The organism is Luteimonas vadosa, from assembly GCF_039543545.1.
In the GTDB taxonomy this organism is placed as follows: domain Bacteria; phylum Pseudomonadota; class Gammaproteobacteria; order Xanthomonadales; family Xanthomonadaceae; genus Luteimonas; species Luteimonas vadosa.
Genome location: NZ_BAABJY010000001.1, coordinates 902,318 through 928,183, shown reverse-complemented (window position 1 = coordinate 928,183; position 25,866 = coordinate 902,318). Strand labels below are relative to the sequence as shown.

Here is a 25,866-nt window from a genome sequence, read left to right as displayed (position 1 = left end):
GGACAACCCTGCCCCTTTCCGATCCCTTGAGCCCGGTCGCGCCGGCGCTTCACGGCGGCGGCATCGTCGCCTGTGCTTCCTGGCCTTTCGCACGCTCGCGCCGCAGCAGGTACAGGCCGCTGGCGACGATGATGCCCGCCCCCGCCCAGGTGACGCCATCGGGCAGCACCTGCCAGAACATCACGTCGAACAGCACGCCCCAAACCAGCGCGCTGTACTCCAGGGGTGCGATCAGCGATGCCTCGCCACGCCTGAAGGCCTCGGTCAGCGCGACCTGCGCGAGCGTGCCGGAAACGCCGATCGCGATGATGACCCACGCATGCCCGGCGTGGATTGGCCTCCACTCGTGCCAGGCCAGCGCGCCGGCGACCAGCGCGAGGATCGCCAGGAACCAGAACACCATCGCCTGGGTACTGTCGCGCCTCGCCAGCAGGCGCACGGTGATCGCGCCGGCGGCATAGCAGACCGCCGCGAGCAGGACGGCGAGCCCGGCCAGCGTGAACATTCCTTCGCCGGTGGGCCGCAACACCACGAACACGCCGACCAGTCCGACGCCGATCGCGGTCCAGCGGCGCGGCCCGACCTGCTCGCGCAGGATCGGGACGGCCATCGCGGTCACCAGCAACGGGGCAACGAAACTGATCGCATACGCCGTGGTCAGCGGCAGGCTGCGCAAGCCGTAGACGAAGCCGCCCATCATCGCCACCCCGAGCAGGCCGCGCAGCAGGTGCAGCGGCCAGTGCACGCGCAGCAAGGCGCGGATGCCCACGGTCGCCATCGTCCAGGCCAGCACCAGCGGCAGCGCGGACAGCGCGCGAAGGGTGGCCACCTGCATGGCGGGGTAGTGCGGCGCCAGTTGCTTGAGGCCCGCGTCCATCACCCCGAACAAGGCGACGGCACCCAGCATCAGCAGCGCCGCGCGCAAAGGGGAATCGGATTCGTGCAAGGGGTGTCCCTCGATGCCTTCGCCGTCGTGGCACCCGCAACTTACACAACCGCCACCCACCCCGCGACCATTGCGCACGCTCCACGTTCCCGGGCACCGCACGCCCGACGGCTTCACGCAGGGCTGGCTAGCATGGTCGTCCCGCTTTCCGAGTCCCGCCCGTGAGAATCCTGCTCCTGTTGTCCGCCGTGCTGATGCCCCTCGTTGCGTGGCTTTCCGGGACCGGCGCCTTCGGTCCCGACAACGGCACGATCTCGGATCGTTACCCGACCTTGCTGGTCGCGGCGGGCTATGCGTTCTCTATCTGGGGACTGGTCTTCTTGCTCGACCTGGCGTTCGGCGCCTGGCAGGTGCGTGCAAAGCAGGACTCGGCAGGCAAGCTGGAACGCATCCGCCCCGTGGCCGCGGCGGGGTTCGTACTGACCGCGGCCTGGATGCCGATCTTTTCGGAGGAGCTGTTCTGGCTGGCCTTGCTGGTCATCTGGGCCAGCCTGGGGTGCCTGTTGTATTGCGCCATCGTGCTCGCGCGAGGCTTGCGCGCCAACGACGGCGCGTCGCCATGGGCCTGGATCCCGCTGTCCTTGCACGCCGGCTGGTTGTCGCTGGCGGCCTTCCTCAACACCGCGCAGGTCATCGTCGCGTACGAGCTGCTGCCGACCGACGACATGCTCCCGTGGAGCGCGGCGTTGTTTGCCGCCGCCGCCGCCCTGCTACTGGCGGCGAACTGGCGCATGCGCGGCAACTGGGTCTTCCTCGCCGCGGTGGCGTGGGGACTGGCGGCGGTTTACGTCAAGCAATCTTCCAGCCCGCTGCCCGGGGCGCATGCCGCTGCATGGATCGCCGTGGGCGTCGCGGCTGTCCTGGCGGCCCAGACGTTGTGGCTGCGGCTGGGCCGGCCTGCCACGCGCGGGCAACGCGGCTGAACCCACTGATCCGGCGCATCGGAGCGGCCGGCGCCAGGGTCCACGTGCCCTACTGCGTGCGTTCCAGGCTCATGCAATCGATCACGAATCGATAGCGCACGTCGCCCTTGATCATGCGCTCGTAGGCGTCGTTGACCTGGCCGATGTCGATCAGCTCGATGTCCGAGGCAATGTCGTGCTCGGCGCAGAAGTCCAGCATCTCCTGGGTCTCGCGGATGCCGCCGATCAGCGAGCCGCCGAGCTTGCGCCGCTGCATCACTAGCACCCCGGCTGCCAGCGGCACCGGCTGGTCCGGGATGCCGAGCAGGACCATGGTGCCGTCGGTCTTCAGCAACGACAGGTAGGCGTTGTAGTCGTGCGCGGCGGACACGGCGTCGATGACGAAGTCGAAACTGCCTGCGAGCTGCTTGAACGTGTCCGGTTCGCGGGTCACGGCAAACTTGTGCGCACCCAGCGCCAGCGCGTCCTCGCGCTTGGACGCCGAGGTGCTCAGGACGGTGACCTCCGCACCCAGGGCGCGCGCGATCTTCACCGCCATGTGGCCCAACCCGCCGAGTCCGACCACCGCGACCTTGTCGCCGGCCTGCACGCCGTAATGCTTCATCGGCGAATAAGTAGTGATGCCGGCGCACAGCAGCGGCGCGGCGCGATCCAGCGGCATGCCGTCCGGGATGCGCAGCACGTAGGCCTGGTCGACGGTGATCCGCGTCGAATAGCCGCCGAAGGTCGGCGTGGTGCCGTCGCGTTCCACGCCGTTGTAGGTCGCGGTCATGCCTTTCTCGCAGTACTGCTCCTCCCCCGCTTCGCACTGCGCGCAGCTGCGGCAGGAATCGACGAAGCAGCCCACGCCGACCGCGTCGCCCGGCTTGAACGCGGTCACGCCATCGCCGACGCGTGCGACCCGCCCGATGATCTCGTGCCCCGGCACCATGGGGTACAGGCTGTTGCCGCCCCACTCGTTGCGCACCTGGTGGATGTCGGAATGGCAGACCCCGCAATAGAGGATGTCGATCAGGACCTCCCCTGCACGCGGTTCGCGACGCTCGATGGTGAACGGGGCGAGCGGCGAGCTGGCGTCGCTGGTGGCATAGGCGGGCGTGTCGAGCATGGCGGTCTCCGGAGAGCGAAGCATCCATCATGCACGCGTGGACGTTCGGCATTCGTAAACCATGCCGACGGGCGACGGCTGCCTGCGAACCGCCGCATGGTTGCGGTAACCTGACCGCCCCGACCGAGCGCGCCCGCCATGCCTTCCTTCGATATCGTTTCCGAGGTCGATACCCACGAGCTCACCAATGCCGTCGACCAGGCCAACCGGGAGCTGTCCACGCGATTCGACTTCAAGGGCGTGGAAGCGGCCTTCGAGCGCGAGGACGGCGTGATCACCCAGTCCGCGCCCAGCGAGTTCCAGCTGCAGCAGATGACCGACATCCTGCGCGCGCGCCTTGCCGCGCGGAAGATCGACACGCGCTGCCTGGAGTTCGGCGACGTCGAGACCAACCTCGCCGGCGCCCGGCAGAAGGTCACCGTCAAGCAGGGGATCGAGCGCGAGCAGGCGAAGAAGATCACCACGGCGCTGAAGGAAGCGAAGCTCAAGGTCGACGCCCAGATCAACGGCGACAAGCTGCGCGTCAACGGCAAGAAGCGCGACGACCTGCAGGCGGCCATGGCCTTGCTCCGCGGCAAGGAGTTCGGCATCCCGCTGCAATTCGACAATTTCCGCGATTGACCCGTCCGGCGGCGACGCGAGCCGCCACGCGCAGGAGATGCCGCGGATGACACCGGATCCCATCGCCGACACCCGAATCTGGATCGAGCGGGCCGTCATCGGCCTCAACCTGTGCCCGTTCGCCAAGGCGGTGGTCGCCAAGGGCCAGGTCCGCTACGTGCTCAGCGATGCGCAGACGGCCGAGGCCCTGCTGGAGACCCTGGGCATGGAACTGGCGCGGCTGCGCGACACGCCCGCATCGGAGATCGACACCACCCTGATCGTGCATCCCGGTGTGTTGATCGACTTCCTCGACTACAACGACTTCCTCGACGGCGCCGACGCCCTGGTCGCGGAGATGCAACTCGAAGGCGTGCTCCAGGTCGCGAGCTTCCATCCCCACTACCAGTTCGCGGGCACCGCGCCGGACGACATCGAGAACTTCACCAATCGTTCGCCCCATCCCACCCTGCACCTGCTGCGCGAGGACAGCGTGTCGCGCGCGGTGGAGGCGTACCCGGAGCCCGATGCGATCGTCGATCGCAACGTCGAGACGCTGCGGCGCCTGGGCGAGGCGGGGTGGCGAAACCTGCTTGCGGACAATCCGCCCGGGTAGCGGCGGCCCGCGTCTCGTTGAGGACGCCGCACGCACGCCGGCGCTCGCAAGCCGCGGCTAGTCGGCGGCCCCGGGGGCGAACAGCGTCTCCACGTCGTCCGCAGCCAGTACCCTCCACGCGCCTTCGGCCAGCGTGCCCAGCGCGAGTCCGCCGATGCGGCTGCGGTGCAAGGCCTCCACGTGGTTGCCGACGGCGGCGAACATCCGCCGCACCTGGTGGTAGCGGCCTTCGTGCAAGGTCAGCCGCACCCGCGTCGGGGAGAGGGCTTCGAGCTCCGCCGGCAGCAACGGTGTCTTTTCGGACTCCAGCACTAGCCCGCCGCTGGCGAACAGTTCGGCTTCGTCGCCGCGCAACGGCTGCGCCAGGGTCGCCTCGTAGACTTTCGGCAGCCTCGACTTCGGCGAGATGACCCGGTGCAGCAGCCCGCCGTCATCGGTGAGCAACAACAGGCCGCTGGTGTCGCGGTCCAGCCGCCCGACGGTCGAAAGCATCGGGGACCTCCTGGCGTAGCGCGGCGGCAACAGCGCGTAGACCAGTTGCCCCCGGTCCCTGGCCGAGCAGGTGTATCCCACCGGCTTGTGCAGCATCAGCAGCAGTCCCTGCGGCGGATCGAGCGGCGCACCATCGATGCACACGTCCTCGTGGACGACGCGATCGTCGGCATACAGGACGGCGCCGGCCGGATCGGTCACGCGGCCCGCGCGGAACAGCGCCGCGACCTCCTTGCGACTGCCGTAGCCGAGGTTGGCGATGGTCTTGAGCAGCTTCATCGACGCCCGCCCCGACGACCGGGGTCCGCGCCTCCCATCCGCACCGCCTCGATGACCTTGAAGCCGTCGCGCTGGGCCACCAGCCGCACGCGTCCGAAGCTGGCGTCGAGCACCGACTCGTACGGCAGGTGGCGATTGGCCACCAGCCACAATCGTCCACCGGGTTCCAGGGCTGCGGCTGCGGCGGCGATGAAGGCGCAACCGATGTCGGGCCTCGCGTCGCGCGTCTGCGCATGGAACGGCGGGTTGCTGACGATGGTGTCGTAGCGTGCCGGCAGGCCCGCTGCCACGTCGTGCCACTGGAAGTCCAGCGCCACCCGCGATGCGAACGGCGCCAGGTTGACCCGCGCCAAGGCCAGCGCCCGCGCCTCTGCTTCATACACATCCAGCGAGGCGATGCCGGGGCAGCGCTCCAGCAGTGCCGCGGACAGGTAGCCGTACCCCGCGCCCAGGTCCGCGGCCCTGCCGCGCAGGTCGTCCGGAAGGTGCTCGGCCAGCAGGGCGGATGCGGGGTCGACCCGGTCCCAGGCGAAGACGCCCGGACGACTGGTGAAGCGCCCGCCCACCACCGGCCGGGGCGCATCGAGGGCGCGCCATTGCCGGCCCAGCACCGCATCCCCCGGGCCATGCCCCCAGAACACCCGGCACTTGAACTTGGAGCGCGAGGCGACGCGTCCGAAGAGCCGCGTGAAATCCGCCTCGCCCGAGCGGGCCCCGGCGTCGTTGGCCATCGCCGCGACGACCACCCCACCCGGCCGGACCCGTGCCAGCGCCTCGGCGAACAGGGCACGCGCTTCGTCGCGCTGGCGCGGTGGCAGCACCAGCACCAGGGGCCAGTGCGCATCGCCCTCGCCCAGGGCGTCCAGCGTCGCATGCACCTGGAAGCCGGCGCCCTCCAGGGCATCGGCTTCGGGCTTGAATCCCTGCACGCAGGTCATCACTGGCGCGGGCAGTCCAGACAGCGGCGCACCGGCACGGGCGCGCAGGAACAGGACTTCGCCCGCAGGCCACGCGAGGTCGCCGTCGCTGAACGGCAGCAGCAAGGCCTGCAGGGCGGGATCGCCGCGGGTCGCGCTCATGCTGTGTCGATCCCGTTCCCGGACATCGCGACATTCTAGCGAGGGACAAGCCGCGTCCACGCGCGTCGACGGCGGCCCGCGCGCGTCCACGCGGCGACCACGCACGCTTCATCGCGAGCGAACATCCGGCCGGTCACGATCACCCCTCCCCCATGGCACCAGCAGGAGACCTCCATGCGCGCACTGTTCGTCGGCGGCACCGTGGACAACAGCGAACTGGATCTGGAAGGCAACCAGCCCCCCAGGCACTATCCGCCGGATACGGGCACCGGACAGGCGCGCTATCGCTTGCATGCCGTGGGGCACCAGGACCAGGCCGTGGTGTACGCGGTCTACGGCGCTCCGGGGATGGCCGAAGACGAGATCCGGCGCATCGCCGACGAGCGCGACTACGCACGCCGCTTCGCCGCGACCGAGGTCAGGGCGGCCAACGACTGAAACCCGGGCCTTGCCGGTCGCAAACCGTCTCGAGACCAGGCCAGCGGCCCTCCTGGAATCGCCGCTGGTCGCCGGCCGTCCCCCGTCGCGCCGCAGCCCACTCCTGGAGCAGGAGTACTAGCCTTGCAGCTCCCGCAGCGTCACTGAGGGCGGCGCATCGAGCACCCGCCGCGTCGCGAACAGGCCGGTCACCAGCGCCGCGAGCACCCCGATGCCGCCGCCGGCGGCAGCCAGGGCCCAGTTCGGCTGCCACGGCAGGTCGAACACCCGGGTGGCGACCACGCCCGACAGGATCGAGGCCGCGACCGCCGCGACCAGCCCCGACAGCAGGCCGATGGCCGCGAATTCCGAGGCCTGCGCCAGCCGCAACTGCCGGCGGCTGCCGCCGAGCACGCGCATGACCCCGCCTTCGAGCAGCCGTTCGTCCTGGCTGGCGCTGACCGCAGCCAGCAGCACCAGGACGCCGGCGGCCAGCGAGAACCAGAACACCACCTGCACCACCTTCGATACCTGGTCGCCGGTGCGGCGCACCTGCGCGAGCACGGCGTCGACATCGATCACCGAGACGTTGGGGAAGCGCGCCACCAGGTCGGCGGTGAAGCGGGATTGTTCCGGCGGCACGCTGACCGCGGTGATGTAGCTGGCCGGATAGCCATCCAGCGCACCCGGCGAGGCGAGGACGAAGAAGTTCGGCCGGAAGCTCTCCCATTCGATGCTGCGCAGGCTGGTGATGGTGGCCTCGAGCCGTCGTCCGGCGATGTCGAACACGATGAGGTCGCCGACCTGCCAGCCCAGCGACTCGGCGAAGCGCTCCTCCACCGACAGCTCCGGCTCGTCGGACGGCGCATCGCCCCAGAATTTTCCTGCCACCACCTTGTTGTCGTCGCGCAGCCGGGCTGCGCTGGACAGGTTGAATTCGCGTTCGGCGCGGCGTTGCGCCTGGCGCGCCTCGTCGCCTTCCCCGGCGTAAGCGTCGCGACCCGTTGGCCGGCCATTGCGCTCCAGCAGGCGCGCCCGGACCATCGGGAACAGCGTCGGCTCATCGATGCCCTGCGTCGCCAGCTGCGCGCGCACGGCGGCGAACTGGTCCTGCTGCACGTTGATGATGAAGCGGTTGGGCACGTTTTCGGCCAGCGACAGCTGCCAGCGGTCCAGCAGGTCGGTCCGCACGAAGGTCAGCAGCAGCAACGCCATCAACCCAAGCCCCAGCGCCGAGATCTGCGCGATGCTGGTGCCGGCGCGTCGGCTGACGTTGGCCAGCCCGTAACGCAGGCTGCCGCGCAGGCGCGTGCGCAGGCGGCGCACGCCGGCGACCAGCCCGTATGCCAGCAGCGCCAGGACCGCGAGGGTGGCGACGATGCCGCCGAGCATGGCGAATCCCAGCGTCGCCGATCCCGCCTTCCACCACAGCAACGCCGCGAGCCCCGCCAGTCCGACGATGGCGACGACCCAGGCGCTGGGCTCGGTCGGATCCAGGTCGCGGCGCAGCACGCGCAGCGCCGGCACGCGGCGCAAGGCGAGCACCGGCGGCGCGGCGAAGGCCAGCAACACCACCAGCCCCACCGCATATCCCTCGGCCGCCGGCAACCAGCCTGCCGGCGGGATCGAGATGCCCAGCAACCCCTGCAGCCAGTCGCCGACGATCCACTGCAGCGCGAACGCGATGGCCACGCCGGCCGTGCACGCGATGACGCCCAGCAGCAGCATCTCGCCGAGATGGATGCCGACCAGGGTCCGCTGTTCGGCCCCCAGGCAACGCATCACCGCGGCCCCCGACAGGTGGCGCTCGCTGTGGCGGCGCGCCGCCATCGCGACGGCCACGGCCGCGAGGACGACCGACACCAGCGCGGCGAGGCTGAGGAAGCGCCCGGCACGGTCGAGTGCCGAACGGATTTCCGGTCGCGCATCGCCGGCCGTCTCCAGCCGCTGGCCGCGGCCAAGCCCGGCGCGCGCGGTGCGCTCGAATGCCTCCACTGCACCGGCATCGCCCGCGACCACCAGCCGGTAGCGCACCCGGCTGCCTTCCTGCACCAGGCCTGTCGCGGGCAAGTCGTCGATGTTGATGAACACCTTGGGCGCGACGTTGAAATAGTCCAGCGCGGCATCAGGCTCCTGCGCCACCAGCCCGCGCAATTGCAGGCGCGACTCGCCGATACCAATCGCGTCGCCGATGCGCGCGCCGAGGGTCTCGGCGCCGGCCCGGCTCATCCAGGCCTCGCCCCGGGCCGGCGTCCCCGCAGCAACGCGTTCGCCGCCCGTTTCGCCCACGAGCACGAAGCTGCCGCGCAGCGGGAACCCCTCGCCCAGCGCGCGCACCTCGCCCAGGCGCAGGGCGTCGCCTTCGCGGCGCGTGTTGTCGGTTTCGACGACGAGCACGCGGATCATGCTGTCGAGTTCGACCGTCTCGGTGCGGCGCAATCCCGGCGCCTCCGCCGCAGCGCGCAACGGGCCGGTGATCGGCGCATCGCCGCGCAGCACGGCGTCTCCGCCGAGCAGCCGGTTGGCCTCGATCGCCAGCGCGCGCGCGGCGCGGTCGGTGACGAAGCCGACAGCGGTCACCGCGACCACCGCCAGCACCAGCGCAGCAAACAGGATCCGGATGTCCCCGGAGCGGGCGTCGCGCCGCAGCTGCCGCCAGGCCAGCCCGGGAATCTTCATGGTGTCGCCATCGCCGCCTCGCGACGCTCCTGCGCGACCAGGCGTCCGCCCTCCAGCCGCAGCAGGCGATTGCAGCGCACCGCCAGGTGCTCGTCGTGGGTGACCAGCACCAGCGTGGTGCCGGCATCGGCATTGAGCGCGAACAGCAATTCGATGATCCCCTGCCCGGTCGCGGTGTCGAGGTTGCCCGTGGGTTCGTCGGCGAACAGCAGCGACGGCCGGGTCACGAATGCGCGCGCCACGGCCACGCGCTGTTGCTCGCCGCCGGACAGCTGGCGCGGGTAGTGGCCCAGCCGCTCGCCCAGGCCGACCTTGTCGAGGATGGCTTGCGCGGGCGCTTGCGCATCCGCGTCGCCGCGCAGCTCCAGCGGCAGCATGACGTTTTCCAGCGCCGTCAGCGACGGCAGCAGCTGGAAGCTCTGGAACACGAAGCCGACGCGTTCCCCGCGCACGCGCGCCCGGCCGTCCTCGTCCAGGTCCGACAGCACCAGCCCGTCCAGCAGCACCCGTCCGCTGCTCGGCGTATCGAGCCCCGCCAGCAGGGACAGCAGGGTGCTCTTGCCCGAGCCCGAAGCCCCGACCACCGCCACGGCGTCGCCGCGCGCGACCTCGAAGGACACGTCCTCGACGATCGTCAGCGGACCGGTCGGCAGCGAGACCCGCTTGCCCAGGCCTTCGGCCGCGAGCACGACGGGCAGCCCTTCGGTCGGCAGGGCGCCGCTGGCGTGTCGTGGGAGTTCGAGCGCGTCATCGGCCATCTTGGTGGGCATCCTCGTCTTGGTGGCGATCTCGCAGCGGGTAACCGCGCACCGATCGGGTCGTGTGCATCCGCCGGGGACGCTTCATCGCATATTGTCCGGCCTGCAACGATACTTCGGCGCGACGAACGGAGATGGCGAATGGACACAGGATACGGCCCTGCCCGTGCCATGCGGGGATGGTGGCTTGCTTGCTGGTTGATGCTGCTCGCAGGCGTGGGGCAGGCCCAGCCGGCGCGCGCGCCAGTCCCTCAAGCGGCGACCACGCGCACCGTGCTCGTCATGGGCGATTCGCTGTCTGCCGCATACGGCATGCCGGCTTCGCAAGGCTGGGTGGCGCTGACCGCCGATCGCATCGCCCGCGAACATCCGGGCTGGCGCGTGGTCAACGCGAGCATCAGCGGCGAGACCAGCGCCGGCGGCGCCGCGCGCATCATCGACGAGCTGCTGCGCCACCGCCCGGCCGTGGTGGTGATCGAACTGGGCTCCAACGACGCCTTGCGCGGGCTGCCGCTGCGCCAGCTGCGCCGCAACCTTGGCTACATGATCGGCGCCGCGCACCACATCGGCGCCGAGGTGCTGCTGGTCGGCATGCGCATGCCGCCCAACCTGGGCGCCGAGTACACGCGGAACTTCGAACGGACCTTCCGGTGGCTGGCGGAGCTGTTCGACGTCCGCCTGCTGCCCTTCCTCCTGCAACCCATCGCCGGCGACCGCGACGCCTTCCAGGCCGACAACCTGCATCCCACCCCCGCCGCCCAACCGCGCCTCCGGGACCATGTCTGGCCGGCGCTGGAGCCGCTGCTGGATTGATCGCGGCCGGGGCAATGCCTGGACCTGCCGGGACAGCGGCTCGAACCCGCTGAGCCCTCCGCCGGCCAACGCGGCCGTCGCGGGCGCGTGGGAAATCGAATGGCTCCATCTCGGGTCGCCGTGCGGCATCCCGCTGCAAGATCCGCGGACGACTCCCCGATTTCCGCTAGCGACCGCCGAGCAGCGGATACGGATTCACCGGCGTCCCGCGCCACCACTCGCGCTCCGGGCCCAGCAGGAACACGGCGAAGTGCAGGTGCGGCGCGTTTGGATCGGCGTTGCCCGTGGACCCGACGTAACCGATGACCTGGCCGCGCTTGATCTCCTGCCCTTCCCTGAGGCGGGGCGCATAGCGTTGCAGGTGCGCGTAGTAGTAGCAGTAACGACCGCTGGGTTCGAACTGGTAGATGGTCAGCCCGCCGCGATCGCTGTCGAAGAGTTTCTCGACATGGCCGTCGGCCACGGCAAGCACCGGCGTCCCGGTCGGGGCCATGATGTCCATGGCCTCGTGCGTGCGCTCGCTGCCGCGCGCATCGGTGTAGGTGTCCGACAACTGCGCCGCGGTAATGCCCGCGACCGGGATGACCAGGCCGGCCGCGCTCGGGACCGGCCTTGCGATCGGTTTTGGGACCGGATGTGCAACCCCCTGCGGGGGGCCTTCCGAACGTGCTTGGGGTGCGGGCGCGGCGGGTATCCGGGGGCGATGCGTGTCCTCGGTTGCGACCGCACCTGCGTCCGGAACCGCGATCGTCGGCTGTTCCGCGCTGCCGGTCGCGACCGGACGTACCGCGCCCTGGTTCCATGCCAGGAACGCCAGCGCGGCCAGCGCGAGCGCCGCGAACAGCAGTCCGGCCAACGTCTTCAGCATGCCGGCAGCGACCCGTGCGGGATGACGGAGATCACGCGCCGCGCGCCCGCATGTCGCGTCCGGTCGGTGGCGGCGGCAGCCGGATCCGCGCAGGCACCGCCGTCGCCTGATCGCAAGCCGCTGCGCCCGCGGCGCGGGGCATGCGCAGGCACTCCGCATGGCTTCGTCATGGAAGGCTCCCGGTCGAATTCGGGGACATGCTGATCGACGCCGCCACGAGGACACGTGAAGGCTGGCTCGAGGCCTCGCCAGCAGGCGCTTACAGGAGTGCCCCGATCCTCGCCGCTTCCCCGGACAACACGGCCTCCGCACCCTGCGCCTGGCCGATCAGGTAGCCCTGGGCGTAGCGCACGCCCAATTCGCGCAGGCGCCGGAGTTCCGAAGTGGTCTCCACACCTTCCACCACGACCTCGGCGCCGATCCCGTGCGCCATCGCGACGATGGCGTCGACGATGGCCATGGCCTTGGGCGAATCGAACATGTGCCGGGAGAAGGCCTGGTCGACCTTGACCAACTCGAAATCCAGCTTGTGCAGGTGGGTCAGGTTCGAATAACCGGTGCCGAAGTCGTCGAGCGCGAACGGCACGCCGTGCTGGCGGCAATGCGCCATGACCGAAGCGACATGCCCGTAGTCGAGCATGCGGCTCTCGGTGACCTCGAGCTTGAGTGCGCCGGGCGGGAGTCCCGCGCGGTCGATGCGCGACACGATCTGCCGGGCCATGCCGGGTTCGACCAGCTGCCGGGCCGAAAGGTTGACCGCGATGCTCGGCAGCGGCCCCTGCGGCAGCGCCTGACACAGGTCCGACAACAGGGCGATGACGCGATCCAGGACGTATTCGCCCACCGGGACGATCAGCGAGGTTTCCTCGGCGAGCTTGATGAACTCGACCGGGGACACGGCGCCGCGACCGGGCAGGTCCCAGCGCACCAGGGCCTCGTAGCCGGAGACGCGCTGGTCGCGGATGTCGTAGATCGGCTGGTAGCGCACCCGCAGCACTTCCTCCGACAAGGCCTCGCGCAATTGCGCTTCGAGCCGGATCTTGTCGGTGCCGCTGCCATCGTCGGCATCGTCGCGCGGCAGGTCTTCGGCGGGAACCACGACGTCGTCGGGCAGCGCGGCAAGCAGGCTGCGCGTGCGGCGACGCAGGCCCCCGACGAGGGCACGCACGATCGGATCGGCCTTGTCGAGGCGTTCCAGGAACTGGTCGTGGTCGATCGACAGCAGCACCGTTTCGCCGCGCGCGATCGCGCTGGCCGAACGCGGCGTGCCCTCGAGCACGCCCAGTTCGCCCAGGAGTTCCCCGGGCCCGAGCTCGCCGTAGGCGATGCGCTCGCCGGCGTGCTCGAAGGCCAGCTCGATGACGCCGCTCTCGATCAGCCAGGCGCAGTCCGAGGGATCGCCCTGCCGGAACAGTACCTCGCCGTGGAACAGCTCGCGTCGGATCGCCGCCACGCCAACTCCGTGAATCTCTTGCCAGGGCATCGCCGCGATGGCCCGTGTCACTGGGAAACGCCATCTCCCCGATGCATCGGCCAGCCACGCCGGGCGACGGCTCCAGCGACGCGGCGATAGCCCGCCACGAACCGGTCCACGTCGCATGTTTGCAGTGCCATGGTGGAGTCCGCAGAATCGTGGCGTGTCTCCACGACGCTTCCCGCGATGACGTCGATCCCTCGCCCTGACCAGCGGCGCGGGCGGCGATGACGGTGTACGTGGACGACGCCGTGCTGCCCTGGCGTGGCCGGCGCTGGGCGCACCTGATGGCGGACACGCTGGACGAACTGCACGCGTTCGCGGCCGCGCTGGGCGTGCCGCGCAGCGCCTTCCAGGACAAGCGCAGCGGTGCGCATTACGACATCCCCGCCGAGTCCCGGACGCGCGCGATCGCGCTCGGCGCCGTCCCGCTGTCGCGCCACGTCGACCGTGCACGGCTGCGTGCGGTGATCGCCCGCGCCAAGGCCCAGGGCCGCGGCGAGCATCGCTGAACGCACGCCGCCCCGTTCTCTTACCATGGGGCTCCCTCCAGCCTCCATCGACCCCGAACGACCATGTCCGACACGCCTCCAGACCGCCTCAGCAACGATCCCCGCAGTCCGTACCACGATGCCGACCTGCTCGAACGCGGCGTCGGCATCCGTTTCAACGGCCAGGAACGCACCAACGTCGAGGAGTACTGCGTCAGCGAGGGCTGGATCCGCGCCGCGGTCGGCAAGGCGCTGGACCGGCGCGGCCAGCCGATGACCATGAAGTTGCGTGGCGTCGTCGAACCCTATTTCCACCTGCCGGGCAAGGCGCCGGATGCCTGAGGCCGGCGCCCGGCCCGTCGCGGTGGTCACCGGTGCTTCGCGCGGCATCGGCGCGGTCTACGCCGACCGGCTCGCGCGGCGCGGGTTCGATCCAGTCCTCGTCGCCCGCGACCACGCACGATTGCAGGCACTCGCCGAGCACTTGAACACGACGACCGGTTGCCAGGCCACCGTCGAGGTCGCCGACCTCACCCGCGATGACGACATCGCCCGCGTCTCGGAGCGCATCGAGCACGATCCCCGGGTGGAGTTGCTGGTGAACAACGCAGGGCTCGGCAGCCCCGGCCTGCTGGCGATCTCGCCACGGGACGCGACCGACGCCCTACTCCAGCTCAACATCGTGGCGCTGACGCGGCTGTCGCGCGCGGCGGCGCGCGGCTTCGGGCTCCGGCGCCGCGGCACGATCGTCAACATCGGGTCGGCGTTCGCGTTGCACCTGGCGGCCGGGTGCGCCGCCTACGCAGGCAGCAAGGCCTACGTGCTGCACTTCTCGCGGGCGCTGCAACTCGAACTGTCCAAGCGCGACGTCTTCGTGCAGGCGGTGCTGCCCGGCGCGGTGGCCACCGACATCTGGGCCAGCAACGGCATCGATCCGGACAGCCTGCCGGCGGGCACCGTGATGACGACCGAAGACCTGGTCGACGCGGCCCTGGCCGGGCTCGACCATGGCGAGCACGTGACGATCCCTTCCCTGCCCGATGCCGCCGATTGGGAAGCGTTCGAATCGGCGCGCGAGGCCTTGCTGCCCAACCTGTCTCGCGAGCAGGTGCCCGCACGCTATCGCGCGGACGGCGGCGGCTAGTTCCGGGCTCAGCGCAGCCCGCGATTCAACCCAAGTGGAACAGCGGGTCGGCATGCCCGTCGGTGAAATGGCGTTCGCTGCCATAGCCGCTGCTGCTGCCGTAGCCGATGCCGTAGTCGCGTTCGCGGTGCGCAGGTCGGGAAGCCATCTCCCCGGCATCCGTGGGTGACGGCGTCGTGGCGTCGCGGATTTCGGTGTTCCGGCGCTCAGTGTCGGTGGCGTTCATGGCACGACCTCGTGGCGGGGGATCAACCACAGGTTACGACCGGCGCCCGGCGGCGTCGCGTGCCTTCGGTCAGCAAACTGATGGCCTACGCGCGCCGCGTCACGGACGCCGGGCGCATCCACCCCGCCTGCAGTCGGCGGCGGGGACCTTCAGTCCTTGAGCCGCCAACCGCTGTGGAAGATCCAGCGCACCGCCAGCAGGCAGGCGACGAGCAAGCCGACGATCATCGCCGCGCTGACCCGGACGTCGACGTCGGAGACGCCATAGAAGCTCCAGCGCATGCCGCTGATCAGGTAGACCACCGGGTTGAACAGCGACGCCTGTTGCCAGAACGGCGGCAGCATGTCGATGGAGTAGAACGCGCCGCCCAGGAAGGTCAGCGGCGTCATCACCATCAGCGGGATCACCTGCAGCTTCTGGAAGTCGTCCGCCCACAGCCCGATGATGAATCCGAACAGGCTGAAGCTCAGCGCGGTGAGCACCAGGAAACACAGCATCCAAAGCGGATGCTCGACCTGGTAGTCGACGAAGAAGCGCGCAGTCGCCAGGATCAACACGCCCAGCACCAGCGACTTGGTCGCCGCCGCGCCAACGTACCCGACCACGACCTCGACCCACGACACCGGCGCCGACAACAATTCGTAGATGGTGCCCGCCCACTTGGGCATGTAGATGCCGAAGGACGCGTTGGAAATACTCTCGTTGAGCAAGGACAGCATGATCAGCCCGGGGATGATGAAGGCGCCGTAGCCCACGCCGTCGACCTCGCCCATCCGCGAACCGATCGCGGCCCCGAACACGATGAAGTACAACGACGTGGTCAACACCGGCGCGGCGATGCTTTCACCCAGGGTGCGGAAGGTGCGCGCCATCTCGAAGCGGTAGATCGCGCGGATGGCATGCAGGTTCATGCGGGACGTCATGCCGCCGCCCCTTGCCGCTCGCCGCGCACCAGGCTGACGAAGATGTCCTCCAGCGAGCTTTCGCTGGAGTTGAGGTCCTTGAAGTCGATGCCGTGCTCGGCCAGCTGCCGGAGCAGGCTGGCGATGCCGGTCCGCTCGCCCTGCTGCACGTCGAAGGTGTACACGAGCGTCGTGCCGTCGTCCGACAGCTCCAGGGGCAGTGCGGCGAGCGACGACGGGATCGCCGGCAACGGTTCCTTCAGCGTCAGCGCCAGCTGCTTCTTCCCCAGCTTTCGCATCAGCGCGACCTTGTCCTCGACCACCACCAGGCGGCCCTGGTGGATCACGCCGATGCGGTCGGCCATTTCCTCGGCCTCCTCGATGTAGTGCGTGGTCAGGATGATGGTCACGCCGTCCTCCCGGAGCGCACGCACCAACGCCCACATGTCGTGGCGCAACTCGACGTCGACGCCGGCGGTGGGTTCGTCCAGGAACAGGATCCGCGGCTCGTGCGCCAGCGCCTTGGCGATCAGCACGCGGCGCTTCATCCCGCCCGAGAGCGCCATGATCTTGCTGTCGCGCTTGTCCCAGAGCGACAGGTCGCGCAACACCTTCTCGAGGTGTGCCGGATCCGGCGACTTGCCGTACAGCCCGCGGCTGAACCTCACCGTCGCCCAGACGCTCTCGAACGCGTCGGTGGACAGTTCCTGCGGCACCAGTCCGATCCGGGCACGTGCCTCGCGGAAATCCTCGACGATGTCGTGGCCATCGACGGTGACGCTGCCGGAAGTGGCATTGACGATCCCGCAGACGATGCTGATCAGGGTGGTCTTGCCCGAGCCATTGGGACCCAGCAGGGCGAAGATCTCGCCTCGCCGGATCTCAAGGTCGATGTCGTCCAGTGCCCGGAAGCCCGAGGCGTAGGTCTTGGTCAGGTTGCGGATGCTGATGATGGCCGTCACGCCTGCTCCTGCCCGGCCGCGGCCGGATTGCCTCCGCGAACCATACCGGTTTCGCGCATGCGCGGGCGGGGCCGGGGCCTGGAAACGAACGTGCCGTCGCGGTATCCCGCGACGGCACGCCATCCACAGCCGGTTTTCGCGACTACCGGCGCGAGCCTGCTAGTTGCCTGCAACCGGAGCGCTCGGCGGTCACTTGACCACCAGGCCGGTGTGCACGACCGACTTCACGTTGGCGGTGCCACGGGCGATCGCGACCGCCTTGTCGTGCAGCGCCTTGGTCGCGACGCTGCCGGTCAGGTAGACGTCGCCTTCCTCGACGCGGATGTCGATGCCCGAGGCATCGCTGCCCAGGCCGCCCTCGAGGTTCGCGCGCACCTGGTTGGTCAGCCGGATGTCGGGCGTGGCCGGGACCGGAACCGGGATGGTCGCCTGGCCCGGGCCGGGGGTTTCCACCGTGACCGGCTTCGTAGTGCAGGCGGCCAGGGAAACCGAAAGGGCGACCAGCGTCAACGTGCTCGATGTCTTGTTTTGCATGATTGCGAGTCCTTGCGTATGGGGAGTGTCGGAGTGCGACGCGGGCACTCTCACGACACGGCGGTCAATCCGAGGTGATTTCGCCGTGCGTCGTTTCGAAGCATTCAGGTTCATGCGCGGTTGCGAGGAAGGCCAGGGCCCATGCCCTTGCGCGCGCGATGCCGCCACCTCGCACACGGAACCGACGACCGCCCACCGCAGGGACGGGAGCCCCCATCGCCCCCGGCCTCGTTGCACCGGATTCCGCGGGTGCCGAGCCCGCGCAGGACACGCGCCGTCCAGAGACAGACGGGCACCGCGATGGCGATCACGAAACCAGCCAACCGCCACCCACGCGACGGTCCTTCTGTGATCGCGGGCGCAAACCCGGAGGCCGCGCTTTCCGATACTCCCCGCCCAGCTTGCTCCCCCGCGACGCCCCCGACGTCGCCAGCGCATTCCCCGGCATCGGACGCCTTCCCCCTCCGGACCCTGCCCTTCCATGCGCTTTCGTCGCCGTTCGACCGCCCTGGTGGCGGCCCTGCTCCTGGCCTGCCTGTTCCTCGCCTACGCTGCCGGCCGCAACGGCAACACCGGCAACATCGCCCCCGGCGTCACGCTGACGTCGCCCTCGGCCCCGACCACGCTCCAGGCAGGAACGGTGCTGTCACTGGCTGCCGACGCCCACGACAGTGACGGCACCATCGCCCATGTCCAGTTCTACGTCGACGGCGTGCGCGTGGCGCGCGACACCAGCGCGCCGTACCAGGCCCAGTGGAGCGGAGAAGCCGGGTCCCACGAGGTCTGGGCCGTGGCGACCGACAATCGCAAGGCGACCACGCGCTCGACGACGGTCGCCGTCACGGTGGTCGCCGCAGCGCCGGACAAGGTGCCTCCCAGCGTGCCGACGGGCCTGTCGATCGCCGGCCAGACCAGCGCCAGCATTTCGCTGCAGTGGGAAGCCTCCGTCGACAACGCCGGTGGCAGCGGCGTCGCCGGTTACGACCTGTTCCGCGATGGCGCGCTCGTGGGCAGCACGTCCGCCACCCGCTATACCGACTCGGCCCTGGCCCCGGGCACCAGCTACAGTTACGCCGTGCGCAGCCGGGACGTCGCAGGCAATGCCTCCCAGGGCGGTCCGACGCTGGTGGCCTCGACCATGCCCGCCTCGTCCACGGCGAGCCGCAGGGTCGTCGGCTACTTCACGCAGTGGGGCATCTACAACCAGAACTACAAGGTGCGCGACCTCGAGGCCAGCGGCACGGCGTCCCGGCTGACCCACCTCGCCTATGCCTTCGGAAACGTCCGCAACAACCGCTGCGAAGTCGGCGTGCTCAAGGCGACCGACGAACGGACCGGGGAAGGCGGCGATGCCTACGCCGACTACTCGCGGACGTTCACCGCCGCCGAAAGCGTGGACGGCGTCGGCGATGTCTGGGGTGCGCCGTTGCGCGGCAACTGGAACCAGCTGCGCAAGCTCAAGGCGCGCCACCCCGGGCTGAAGGTGATGATCTCACTCGGCGGCTGGACGTGGTCGCGCGGGTTCGCCAGCGCGGCTCGACCCGAGAACCGGCAGGCGTTCGTCGCCTCGTGCATCGACGCCTACATCCACGGCAACCTGCCCGCCTTTGATTACGCCGGTGGCCCCGGCGCGGCGGCCGGCGTGTTCGACGGCTTCGACATCGATTGGGAATATCCCGCCGCGTGTGGCCTTGCCTGCGGCTCGGCCGAGGACACCGCCAATTTCACCGCCCTGCTCGCCGAGTTCCGGCGCCAGCTCGACGCGGTGCGCCCCGGCCTCGTCCTGAGCGTCGCGGCCGGCGGCGGCATCGACAAGATCCGGGTCACGCGCCCGGACCTGTACCACCCGTCGGTCGACTTCATCAATGTCATGACCTACGACTTCCACGGCTCCTGGGAATCGTCGACGAACTTCCACTCGGCGCTGTTCAACGCCGATGGAGATCCCTCGCAGGGCGACGCGCGCCTCTACAACTCGCACGATGCGATCCAGGCATTCCTCGACCGCGGGGTCCCGTCGCAGAAGCTGCTCCTGGGCATGGCCTCGTACGGCCGCGGCTGGACCAACGTGTCCAGCCAGAACAACGGCCTCTTCCAGGCCGGCATCCCGGCGGCCGGCAGCCTGCAGCCGGGCATCGAAAGCTACCGCGTCCTCAGCGCCCGCGGCTATCCGATGTACAGCAGCCCCAGCGCGCGCGCCCGGTGGGCCTTCGACGGCAAGACGTTCTGGAGCTACGACGATCCCACCACGATCGCCGACAAGATGGCGTACGTGCGGGCGCAGGGCCTGGGTGGCGCGTTCCTCTGGGACTTCAGCGGCGACGACGCCCAGGGATCATTGGTGTCCGCGATCGGCGCCGGCCTCGCCGTGCCGTGACCACCGGCGCATCGCCCGGCCGCTGCCGGGGGTGCGCCGATCCGGATCCTCGCGCGGGTGCCCGCGCGGCAATGGCATGATGCACGCGACCACTGCCCGAAGGGATCTCGACGAATGACCCTGCTCACGGACGAACAAGCGCGCGCGCTGATGCACAAGCTGCTCGGCGCGATGGCGAAGGCCGGCGGCTCGGACCTGTTCATCGCCCACGATTTCCCGCCGAGCATGAAGTCGCACGGGCACATGACGCCTCTCACCGAGCAGAAGCTCACCGGCGAGGTCACCGCGCAACTGGCGCGGGCGATGATGAACGAGAAGCAGCGCGAGGAGTTCGCGCGCGAGATGGAGTGCAACTTCGCCATCGTCGTGCCGGGCGTGTCGCGCTTCCGGGTCAACGTCTTCGTCCAGCAGGGCCAGGTCGGCATGGTCCTGCGCACCATCGCCGCCGAGATCCCCAACTTCGAGAAGCTGCGCCTGCCCGAGGTCCTCAAGGACGTGATCATGGAGAAGCGCGGGCTGGTCCTGGTGGTGGGCGGGACGGGCTCGGGAAAGTCCACCTCGCTGGCCGCGATGATCGACCACCGCAACCGCACCTCGTCCGGCCACATCATCACCGTGGAGGACCCGGTCGAATATGCCCATGTTTCGCAGAGCTCGCTGGTCACCCACCGGGAGGTGGGCGTCGACACGCACAGCTGGCACCATGCGCTGAAGAACACCTTGCGGCAGGCCCCCGACGTGATCCTGGTGGGCGAGATCCGCGACGCCGAGACCATGGAGCATGCGATCGCCTTCGCCGAAACCGGCCACCTGTGCCTGAGCACGCTGCATGCCAACAGCGCGAGCCAGACCATGGAGCGGATCATCAACTTCTTCCCCGAGGAGCGCCGCACGCAGCTGCTCATGGACCTGTCGGCGAACCTGCGGGCGATCATTTCCCAGCGCTTGGTCCGCACCGAGGACGGCAAGGGTCGAGTGGCCGCCATCGAGATCCTGCTCAACACGCCGACGATCTCCGAGAAGATCTTCAAGGGCGAGTTCAACGAGCTCAAGGAGGTCATGAACAAGTCCCGCGAACTGGGCATGCGGACCTTCGACTGGGCGCTGTTCGAGCTCTACAACGAAGGCATGATTTCCTACGACGAAGCCATCCGCAACGCCGACTCGGCCAACGAGCTCCGCCTCCACATCAAGCTCAAGAGCCGGCGCGGCGAGCCCTCGTCGGCTGCCGGCCTGTCGCTCTCGCTGCATGAGGAACCGTCGCCGGAAAAGCTCGAGGAACTCCGGCAAGAGGAATTGCGCAAGCAGCAGGCCAAGCGCGACGAGATCGAGTTGAAGCGTCTCCAGGAAGCGAAGGAGCGCAGCCAGGCCTGATGACGGTGGGGCCCTGCGGCTGATCCGGGATCGCGCATGCGACTCGGCCGGGCGGCAATGCCATGCACCGTGCGTGCCGGTTCATGAATGCCCACCACGCCGACGACCCGCCGTTCACGCAGCGAGGGCTTCAATGGCCGCCTCGCCGCACGGAAAGGGATCGCAGCCATGGCCCAGGGAAATCGCTTGCAGAACACGTGGCTTGTCCTGCTCATCGGCGCGGCCGCGCTGCTGCTGGCTGGTTGCGCGACCCCCGGAGGCTACGGGGCGCCCTACCCAAGTGGTGGTTACGGCCAATCCGTACCGAATCAATACGGCCAGCAGATCGTCGGCACCGTGGAGTCGCTGGATGCCTACGGCGACCGCATCGTGCTGTCGGTCGACCAGGGCGGCGCCGGCTACGGCGGCCGGCAGCTGGCCGTGCGCTACGACCAGCAGACTCGCTTGATCTACCAGGGACAGGCGCATCCGGTCGAAGGACTGGAGCGCGGCGACGTGATCCGCATCGACGCCACCCAGTCGGGCGCCGACTGGTGGGCGCGCTCGATCGAGGTGTTGCGCAACGTCCGCGAGAGCGGCGGTTACGGTGGTGGCTACGGCAACGCCTACGAGGAGTTGCGTGGCACCGTCGGGCTGGTCGACACCCGTTACCGCACGATCAGGTTGGACGGGGCGGGTTATGCCGGCACGACCCAGGTCGAATACGACCACGCGACGGTGGTCGAATACCAGGGCCGCAGTTACCGCCCTGAGAACCTGGAGCGTGGCGACCTGGTCCGCGTGCAAGCGCGTCGTGGCAACGGTGGCACCTGGCAGGCGGAACGCATCACGGTCGAACGCAGCGCCCGGCGCTACTGAATCCCTGTTGCAGTGACCTCGGCGCGGGCTCCGCACCCGGCGCGGACGCGCTTGGCATCCACGGCGTCACCGGAACGGGCCTAGACGTCCTGCGAGGACCCGCGGCTGGGCTGGTCCAGCAGCTCGCCCACCAGGCGCTCCATCGCGTCGACCTGTTCCGCGAGCGTCGCCACGGCCCCCTCCAGGGCGTCGGGCATGCCGAGGCTCCCCAGCGCGGTGCGCATCTCGCCCAACTGGTGCCGCAGTTCACCGGCCAAGGTCGCCATGTACTGGTTCTTGACCTCGTCGGCGTCCTTCATCAGCCGTTCCAGGCGCTTGCGTTCGTCGATGCTGACCAGGATGTTGATCCCCGCGACGAGCCTGGCGTCCTCGTCGAACAGTGGCGTGGCGTAGGCAAGGACCGGCAGCAGCGATGCATTCGGGCGTTCGATCAGGATCTCCTGCGCGAGGTACTCGCGCCGGTTGCGGAGCGCGAGCGCCATCCAGCATTCGGCGTGGTCGATGGGCGCGCCGTCGGTGCCGAAAAGCCGGTATGAACCGCAGAAGCGGTCGGACGGGTCCATCAGCCTCGGGGCACGACCCCAGGTCTCGACCGCCTTCTTGTTGTAGTAGGTGATCAACCCCTCCGCATCGCAGGCGTATGCCGCGGTCGGCAGCCGATCGAGCATGTCCCGGTACACGCCCTGCGGGGGGCCCCCTTCAACGTCACTGGCGGAAAGCGCGTTCATCCAGATCCCTCCCGGTCGTCGGGCGCCATCGATCGCCTGTGCGGACGAGTCGGTGGCCTTGCCGAGCATACGCCCGTCGCATCGCCGATCAAGCGGAAGGTCGGCGGCCATCCCTGGCCGCTTCCCCACCGTGCGGGCGGGCCCCCGCGAGCGACGAGGGTCTTGCGCCGGGGCCCGCCCGCGCGGATGAGCCGGCTCAGAGCTTGAGCGTGCCGTTCTCCACGATGGTCTTGCCGTCAAGGGTCACGGTGCTTCCCGGCAGGTAGATCGTCGACCCGAAGGGCACCGTATTGTCTCCCCCGGCCCAGTCGTTGGCGCCGGTCCCAAGGGTCACCGTGCCTGCCTGCACCCAGTTGCCGGCCTTGCTGTCCGCCGGAAGGGCGATATTGGGGTTGATGCCCAGGTCGAAGAACGCAAACAGGTTCTTGCGTTCGTCGTCGACGGCGTCGTACGCGGCCTGCATGTCCGCATAGCCAGGGCCGCTGCCGCTCATCGCCGTCACCTTCCCGCCCTCGACCGTGAGGGTCAGGCCCTCCACCGGCTTGCCACGGAACCAGGTGCCAGTGTCGACGATCTTGCCTTCGGCAGAGCCGGCCACCGGCGTGGTGTAGACCTCGCCGGCCGGCAGGTAGACCGACACCGCGGCTCCGCCTTGCTTCATGTCGTCCGCGGAGATGACGCCGTCGCTCACCAGGACCGGGCGCCCGCCGATGCGGAACCGCAGGTCGGTGCCGTTGGGATGGGTGACGTGGACTTCATCGCCACCGGCGAGTGCGGCCTTGACTTCCTCGCCGCGCGTTTGCAGGGTCGAGTAATCCAGGTTCACGCCATCCCAGAACATCTTCGACAAGGCATCCATGTCCATCGCGAAGCGTTCGGCGCGCCAGGCCGTCGGATACAGGTTGTTGCCGATCTCCACGCGGCGGACGTTGTTCTTCATCATCTCCTGGCCAACGCCTGCGCCGGCCTTGCCGCGCGCGGCGAGCCGTTCCGGATCCGCCCCTTCGAACAGGCTCTCGCTGGTCACATTGCCCAGCGAGATGAAGACGTCCGCCATGCCCGCCATCTGCATGCCGAGTTCGTCTGGCCGGCTGTCGTACTCGGCCGGCACGTCGAAGAAAAGGCGCTTGGCCAGCCGGTCGCTGGAATAGAGGATCATCGGTTGGGCGCCGACCCGCGCGGCATGGACGGCGATGTTCTCCATGAGCTCGGCATCGTGGGGCCGGCCGGTGATCACCACGACGTCGCCATCCCGGACCGCGGCACTCTGGGTCACGATGCGTTCCGCGAGTTGCTCCAGGTCGGTGGCGGCCCCGGGCGACTGGTCCGCGGACTGGCTCGCGGCATCGGCGGGCGCTGCCGCGGTGTCGCTGGTGGCGGCGTCGTCGCGCTGGCAAGCGGCGAGCGACAGACCCATCGCGACCGCGAGCGCGGCCGTAGGCAAGCTTCGATTCATTGCATTACTCCCGGCGTGGCCGCGGGGGCGGCCCGTGCAGGAGGCAACGCGGCCCGTGCGGCGAAACGGCCATTGGCTGGCCCCACAGCGGCGCGCGCAAGCGCGTAGGACGGGCAAAGACGCTGCAAGAACAGGATTGCGGCCAACGGGAACCTTGCGGCGGGAACGCCGGCGTTGCGGCGCAACACGGCGCCTCCGCCGTGAAGCCGGAAAGGCTGGATTCGGGCTTCGCCGATCCTGCCGGACTAATGCACGTTGCCGGGTCGGACCTCGATATCGAGCGCCTGGGCGACCGCCTGCAGCCCCTCGCCGTCGTGCCGCCAGGTGATCCAGCCCATGAAGACATCCTCGCGCACGGCGCCACGCGGGTTCCAGGTCCACAGCGTGTAGCCGTGCTCGCGCAGCTGGTCGTGCGCGCGCGCCAGCAGGCTTCCACCGTCGGCGGCGGCGAGGAAATCCGGGTCCGTCGGATCGTCGACGCCCCAGTCGATCCGCAGGTTCCAGCGCGATGCCAGTTCGTCGAGGCTTTCGATGAGGGCACCCGTGTCATGGGCCCCCACGTCGAAGCCCGACTTCCAGTCGATCACGCGTGCGAGCGCGGCCAAGGGGTCGGGTTCGACCTCCGCGGCGTCCGCCATCGCCTCCCGCCAGGCGCTGAACTGCTGCAACGCGGCTTCTTCGTCGTCGGGGTTGATCAACAGGAGCAACTGCCAGAGCAGGGCCTCGCCACCCGCCTCGTCGTCGATCTCGAGGCCGTCGGTGCCCAGGTGGGCGAAGTTGTCGTCGCTGTCGAAATCGTCGTCGGGGACGGCCATGGTCGGTTCCGCGTGGTCCCCACCATGGTGACGCTCCGCGCGGTCCGTGGAAACCCCGGACGGGCAGCGCCTGCAAGCGACCAGCAGGCGGCGGCCCGACTAGACTGGTCGCTCCCCGCACGCAGGTCGCGCCATGGCCATGTCCGAATCCGACATCCAGACCGGTTGGATCTACCGGACCAGCAACCACCAGGAGCGGCTGGTGCTGGGCCGGGATCGCGACGGGCGGATCGTCTACGTCTCGAAGGGCCGCAACGACGCCGCCCCCTTCCGGAATTGCCACGTGCGCATCACGCCGCGGCGATTCGCCCAGCGCGCCATCGGCCGGCTGCGCCAAGTGGAGGATGTTCGCCCCTACATCATCGCCAACAAGGCGAGTACCGTCGTCGTTCGTGAATCGCCTCGCCCGGCGGGAACTGCGACGCTCCCCGAGGGCGAGGTCGCAGCGCCCGTCGCACGAAACGGCGTGCCCGAGGCCTGAACGCCGCCGCCCCCGGATCGCTTGCCGATGCCCACCTCGCCCCCGCCCTTCCACCTCGCCATCCGCGTCCACGACCTCGCGGCCGCGCGCCGTTTCTATGGCGATCTGCTGGGTTGCAGCGAAGGCCGCAGCGCTGAGGGCTGGGTCGACTTCGACCTCTACGGCCACCAGCTGGTCTGCCATCGGTGCGACGCGGCGCAACCGCTGCCGACGGGCTCGACCAATCCGGTCGACGGCCATGACGTGCCGGTACCCCACTTCGGCGTCGTGCTCGACCTGGCCCGCTGGCGCCTGCTGGCCGACCGCCTGCGCAGGGCAGGCGTGCGTTTCGTGATCGAGCCGCACGTCCGATTCGCCGGTCAGCCGGGCGAACAGGCCACGATGTTCCTGCTCGACCCGTCGGGCAACGCACTCGAGTTCAAGGCGTTCGCGGACATCGAAGCCCAGCCGTTCGCGCGCTGAGGCG

The 25,866-nt window shown here is 69.5% G+C and carries 27 protein-coding genes and 1 pseudogene; 13 read left to right on the top strand and 15 right to left on the bottom strand.

Annotated elements, in window-relative coordinates; all coding sequences use genetic code 11:
• Positions 1-49 precede the first annotated feature (49 nt).
• Positions 50-946: a DMT family transporter gene (locus tag ABD970_RS04220; protein ID WP_345294236.1), complete on the bottom strand. Its 897-nt coding sequence runs from the start codon at positions 944-946 to the stop codon at positions 50-52.
• A 161-nt stretch (positions 947-1,107) separates the two neighbouring features.
• On the opposite strand from ABD970_RS04220, the gene ABD970_RS04215 reads away from it, so the two are divergent.
• Complete coding sequence (locus tag ABD970_RS04215) at positions 1,108-1,869, top strand: hypothetical protein (protein WP_345294235.1); 762 nt, start codon at positions 1,108-1,110, stop codon at positions 1,867-1,869.
• 49 nt (positions 1,870-1,918) lie between these two features.
• On the opposite strand, the gene ABD970_RS04210 is transcribed toward ABD970_RS04215, so the two are convergent.
• Entirely contained in the window at positions 1,919-2,977 is a 1,059-nt protein-coding gene (locus ABD970_RS04210; RefSeq protein ID WP_345294234.1) for an NAD(P)-dependent alcohol dehydrogenase, read from the bottom strand.
• A 138-nt stretch (positions 2,978-3,115) separates the two neighbouring features.
• Between ABD970_RS04210 and ABD970_RS04205 the strand changes: the two genes are divergently transcribed.
• Together ABD970_RS04205 and ABD970_RS04200 are read left to right on the top strand one after the other, a co-directional pair.
• A complete protein-coding gene (locus ABD970_RS04205; protein ID WP_345294233.1) occupies positions 3,116-3,598 on the top strand; it encodes a YajQ family cyclic di-GMP-binding protein in 483 nt (160 codons plus the stop codon).
• A 37-nt stretch (positions 3,599-3,635) separates the two neighbouring features.
• Entirely contained in the window at positions 3,636-4,193 is a 558-nt protein-coding gene (locus tag ABD970_RS04200; protein ID WP_345294232.1) for a DUF1415 domain-containing protein, read from the top strand.
• Between the two features lie 57 nt (positions 4,194-4,250).
• Here the strand turns inward: ABD970_RS04200 and ABD970_RS04195 are convergent, their stop codons facing one another.
• Positions 4,251-4,964 (bottom strand): pseudouridine synthase, encoded by a 714-nt coding sequence (locus ABD970_RS04195; RefSeq protein WP_345294231.1) that lies wholly within the window; start codon positions 4,962-4,964, stop codon positions 4,251-4,253.
• Positions 4,961-6,043 carry a class I SAM-dependent methyltransferase gene (locus ABD970_RS04190; RefSeq protein WP_345294230.1) on the bottom strand — a complete coding sequence of 361 codons (1,083 nt, stop codon included), beginning with the start codon at positions 6,041-6,043 and terminating at the stop codon, positions 4,961-4,963. The genes ABD970_RS04195 and ABD970_RS04190 overlap by 4 nt, the downstream gene beginning before the upstream one ends.
• 174 nt (positions 6,044-6,217) lie before the next feature.
• Between ABD970_RS04190 and ABD970_RS04185 the strand changes: the two genes are divergently transcribed.
• Positions 6,218-6,481: a hypothetical protein gene (locus tag ABD970_RS04185; protein WP_345294229.1), complete on the top strand. Its 264-nt coding sequence runs from the start codon at positions 6,218-6,220 to the stop codon at positions 6,479-6,481.
• 117 nt (positions 6,482-6,598) lie between these two features.
• Here the strand turns inward: ABD970_RS04185 and ABD970_RS04180 are convergent, their stop codons facing one another.
• Positions 6,599-9,139, bottom strand: coding sequence for an ABC transporter permease (locus ABD970_RS04180; RefSeq protein WP_345294228.1), 2,541 nt, complete (start codon positions 9,137-9,139; stop codon positions 6,599-6,601).
• On the bottom strand, positions 9,136-9,909 hold the full coding sequence (locus ABD970_RS04175; RefSeq protein ID WP_345294227.1) for an ABC transporter ATP-binding protein: 774 nt from the start codon (positions 9,907-9,909) through the stop codon (positions 9,136-9,138). The genes ABD970_RS04180 and ABD970_RS04175 overlap by 4 nt, the downstream gene beginning before the upstream one ends.
• Positions 9,910-10,038: 129 nt before the next feature.
• Between ABD970_RS04175 and ABD970_RS04170 the strand changes: the two genes are divergently transcribed.
• The gene (locus ABD970_RS04170) at positions 10,039-10,710 is read left to right on the top strand and encodes an arylesterase (protein ID WP_345294226.1); all 672 of its coding nucleotides are present in this window, start codon (positions 10,039-10,041) and stop codon (positions 10,708-10,710) included.
• Positions 10,711-10,876: 166 nt separating this feature from the next.
• On the opposite strand, the gene ABD970_RS04165 is transcribed toward ABD970_RS04170, so the two are convergent.
• Positions 10,877-11,575 (bottom strand): M23 family metallopeptidase, encoded by a 699-nt coding sequence (locus tag ABD970_RS04165; RefSeq protein ID WP_345294560.1) that lies wholly within the window; start codon positions 11,573-11,575, stop codon positions 10,877-10,879.
• 262 nt (positions 11,576-11,837) lie between these two features.
• The gene (locus ABD970_RS04160) at positions 11,838-13,031 is read right to left on the bottom strand and encodes an EAL domain-containing protein (RefSeq protein WP_345294225.1); all 1,194 of its coding nucleotides are present in this window, start codon (positions 13,029-13,031) and stop codon (positions 11,838-11,840) included.
• Positions 13,032-13,279: 248 nt separating this feature from the next.
• Between ABD970_RS04160 and ABD970_RS04155 the strand changes: the two genes are divergently transcribed.
• The 3 genes from ABD970_RS04155 to ABD970_RS04145 all read left to right on the top strand — a co-directional run bounded on the left by ABD970_RS04155 (position 13,280) and on the right by ABD970_RS04145 (position 14,687).
• Positions 13,280-13,564 (top strand): DUF4031 domain-containing protein, encoded by a 285-nt coding sequence (locus ABD970_RS04155; protein ID WP_345294224.1) that lies wholly within the window; start codon positions 13,280-13,282, stop codon positions 13,562-13,564.
• 63 nt (positions 13,565-13,627) lie between these two features.
• Complete coding sequence (locus ABD970_RS04150; RefSeq protein ID WP_345294223.1) at positions 13,628-13,885, top strand: DUF3297 family protein; 258 nt, start codon at positions 13,628-13,630, stop codon at positions 13,883-13,885.
• Positions 13,878-14,687 (top strand): SDR family NAD(P)-dependent oxidoreductase, encoded by an 810-nt coding sequence (locus ABD970_RS04145; protein WP_345294222.1) that lies wholly within the window; start codon positions 13,878-13,880, stop codon positions 14,685-14,687. The genes ABD970_RS04150 and ABD970_RS04145 overlap by 8 nt, the downstream gene beginning before the upstream one ends.
• A gap of 25 nt (positions 14,688-14,712) precedes the next feature.
• Here the strand turns inward: ABD970_RS04145 and ABD970_RS04140 are convergent, their stop codons facing one another.
• The 4 genes from ABD970_RS04140 to ABD970_RS04125 form a co-directional block, all read right to left on the bottom strand.
• Complete coding sequence (locus tag ABD970_RS04140; RefSeq protein WP_345294221.1) at positions 14,713-14,913, bottom strand: hypothetical protein; 201 nt, start codon at positions 14,911-14,913, stop codon at positions 14,713-14,715.
• A 149-nt stretch (positions 14,914-15,062) separates the two neighbouring features.
• A complete protein-coding gene (locus ABD970_RS04135) occupies positions 15,063-15,824 on the bottom strand; it encodes an ABC transporter permease (RefSeq protein WP_345294559.1) in 762 nt (253 codons plus the stop codon).
• Between the two features lie 8 nt (positions 15,825-15,832).
• Complete coding sequence (locus ABD970_RS04130; protein WP_345294220.1) at positions 15,833-16,777, bottom strand: ABC transporter ATP-binding protein; 945 nt, start codon at positions 16,775-16,777, stop codon at positions 15,833-15,835.
• 189 nt (positions 16,778-16,966) lie between these two features.
• Positions 16,967-17,311 carry a BON domain-containing protein gene (locus tag ABD970_RS04125; RefSeq protein WP_345294219.1) on the bottom strand — a complete coding sequence of 115 codons (345 nt, stop codon included), beginning with the start codon at positions 17,309-17,311 and terminating at the stop codon, positions 16,967-16,969.
• A 481-nt stretch (positions 17,312-17,792) separates the two neighbouring features.
• On the opposite strand from ABD970_RS04125, the gene ABD970_RS12440 reads away from it, so the two are divergent.
• The 3 genes and pseudogenes from ABD970_RS12440 (at position 17,793) to ABD970_RS04105 (ending at position 21,920) form a co-directional block, all read left to right on the top strand.
• The gene (locus ABD970_RS12440; protein WP_425563036.1) at positions 17,793-19,688 is read left to right on the top strand and encodes a glycosyl hydrolase family 18 protein; all 1,896 of its coding nucleotides are present in this window, start codon (positions 17,793-17,795) and stop codon (positions 19,686-19,688) included.
• Between the two features lie 114 nt (positions 19,689-19,802).
• A pseudogene (locus tag ABD970_RS04110) lies at positions 19,803-20,924 on the top strand (PilT/PilU family type 4a pilus ATPase); the annotation flags it as partial.
• 306 nt (positions 20,925-21,230) lie between these two features.
• The gene (locus ABD970_RS04105) at positions 21,231-21,920 is read left to right on the top strand and encodes a DUF5666 domain-containing protein (RefSeq protein ID WP_345294217.1); all 690 of its coding nucleotides are present in this window, start codon (positions 21,231-21,233) and stop codon (positions 21,918-21,920) included.
• 80 nt (positions 21,921-22,000) lie between these two features.
• Here ABD970_RS04105 and ABD970_RS04100 read toward each other — a convergent pair whose 3' ends face one another.
• The 3 genes from ABD970_RS04100 to ABD970_RS04090 form a co-directional block, all read right to left on the bottom strand.
• Entirely contained in the window at positions 22,001-22,648 is a 648-nt protein-coding gene (locus ABD970_RS04100) for a histidine kinase (RefSeq protein WP_345294216.1), read from the bottom strand.
• Between the two features lie 196 nt (positions 22,649-22,844).
• Complete coding sequence (locus ABD970_RS04095; protein ID WP_345294215.1) at positions 22,845-24,104, bottom strand: aminopeptidase; 1,260 nt, start codon at positions 24,102-24,104, stop codon at positions 22,845-22,847.
• 245 nt (positions 24,105-24,349) lie between these two features.
• A complete protein-coding gene (locus ABD970_RS04090; RefSeq protein ID WP_345294214.1) occupies positions 24,350-24,919 on the bottom strand; it encodes a DUF6630 family protein in 570 nt (189 codons plus the stop codon).
• 139 nt (positions 24,920-25,058) lie between these two features.
• Between ABD970_RS04090 and ABD970_RS04085 the strand changes: the two genes are divergently transcribed.
• On the top strand, positions 25,059-25,400 hold the full coding sequence (locus ABD970_RS04085) for a hypothetical protein (RefSeq protein ID WP_345294213.1): 342 nt from the start codon (positions 25,059-25,061) through the stop codon (positions 25,398-25,400).
• A gap of 27 nt (positions 25,401-25,427) precedes the next feature.
• Positions 25,428-25,862 carry a VOC family protein gene (locus tag ABD970_RS04080; RefSeq protein WP_345294212.1) on the top strand — a complete coding sequence of 145 codons (435 nt, stop codon included), beginning with the start codon at positions 25,428-25,430 and terminating at the stop codon, positions 25,860-25,862.
• Positions 25,863-25,866 lie beyond the last annotated feature (4 nt).

Bases quoted from the DNA above. Each gene is read 5' to 3' on its own strand.
- ABD970_RS04145 (WP_345294222.1), top strand. From the start codon at position 13,878: ATGCCTGAGGCCGGCGCCCGGCCCGTCGCGGTGGTCACCGGTGCTTCG.
- ABD970_RS04090 (WP_345294214.1), bottom strand. From the start codon at position 24,919: ATGGCCGTCCCCGACGACGATTTCGACAGCGACGACAACTTCGCCCAC.
- ABD970_RS04190 (WP_345294230.1), bottom strand. From the start codon at position 6,043: ATGAGCGCGACCCGCGGCGATCCCGCCCTGCAGGCCTTGCTGCTGCCG.
- ABD970_RS04205 (WP_345294233.1), top strand. From the start codon at position 3,116: ATGCCTTCCTTCGATATCGTTTCCGAGGTCGATACCCACGAGCTCACC.
- ABD970_RS04175 (WP_345294227.1), bottom strand. From the start codon at position 9,909: ATGCCCACCAAGATGGCCGATGACGCGCTCGAACTCCCACGACACGCC.
- ABD970_RS04150 (WP_345294223.1), top strand. From the start codon at position 13,628: ATGTCCGACACGCCTCCAGACCGCCTCAGCAACGATCCCCGCAGTCCG.
- ABD970_RS04180 (WP_345294228.1), bottom strand. From the start codon at position 9,139: ATGAAGATTCCCGGGCTGGCCTGGCGGCAGCTGCGGCGCGACGCCCGC.
- ABD970_RS04185 (WP_345294229.1), top strand. From the start codon at position 6,218: ATGCGCGCACTGTTCGTCGGCGGCACCGTGGACAACAGCGAACTGGAT.
- ABD970_RS04105 (WP_345294217.1), top strand. From the start codon at position 21,231: ATGGCCCAGGGAAATCGCTTGCAGAACACGTGGCTTGTCCTGCTCATC.
- ABD970_RS04095 (WP_345294215.1), bottom strand. From the start codon at position 24,104: ATGAATCGAAGCTTGCCTACGGCCGCGCTCGCGGTCGCGATGGGTCTG.
- ABD970_RS04100 (WP_345294216.1), bottom strand. From the start codon at position 22,648: ATGAACGCGCTTTCCGCCAGTGACGTTGAAGGGGGCCCCCCGCAGGGC.
- ABD970_RS04135 (WP_345294559.1), bottom strand. From the start codon at position 15,824: ATGAACCTGCATGCCATCCGCGCGATCTACCGCTTCGAGATGGCGCGC.
- ABD970_RS04125 (WP_345294219.1), bottom strand. From the start codon at position 17,311: ATGCAAAACAAGACATCGAGCACGTTGACGCTGGTCGCCCTTTCGGTT.
- ABD970_RS12440 (WP_425563036.1), top strand. From the start codon at position 17,793: ATGCGCTTTCGTCGCCGTTCGACCGCCCTGGTGGCGGCCCTGCTCCTG.
- ABD970_RS04195 (WP_345294231.1), bottom strand. From the start codon at position 4,964: ATGAAGCTGCTCAAGACCATCGCCAACCTCGGCTACGGCAGTCGCAAG.
- ABD970_RS04140 (WP_345294221.1), bottom strand. From the start codon at position 14,913: ATGAACGCCACCGACACTGAGCGCCGGAACACCGAAATCCGCGACGCC.
- ABD970_RS04085 (WP_345294213.1), top strand. From the start codon at position 25,059: ATGTCCGAATCCGACATCCAGACCGGTTGGATCTACCGGACCAGCAAC.
- ABD970_RS04210 (WP_345294234.1), bottom strand. From the start codon at position 2,977: ATGCTCGACACGCCCGCCTATGCCACCAGCGACGCCAGCTCGCCGCTC.
- ABD970_RS04080 (WP_345294212.1), top strand. From the start codon at position 25,428: ATGCCCACCTCGCCCCCGCCCTTCCACCTCGCCATCCGCGTCCACGAC.
- ABD970_RS04200 (WP_345294232.1), top strand. From the start codon at position 3,636: ATGCCGCGGATGACACCGGATCCCATCGCCGACACCCGAATCTGGATC.
- ABD970_RS04155 (WP_345294224.1), top strand. From the start codon at position 13,280: ATGACGGTGTACGTGGACGACGCCGTGCTGCCCTGGCGTGGCCGGCGC.
- ABD970_RS04170 (WP_345294226.1), top strand. From the start codon at position 10,039: ATGGACACAGGATACGGCCCTGCCCGTGCCATGCGGGGATGGTGGCTT.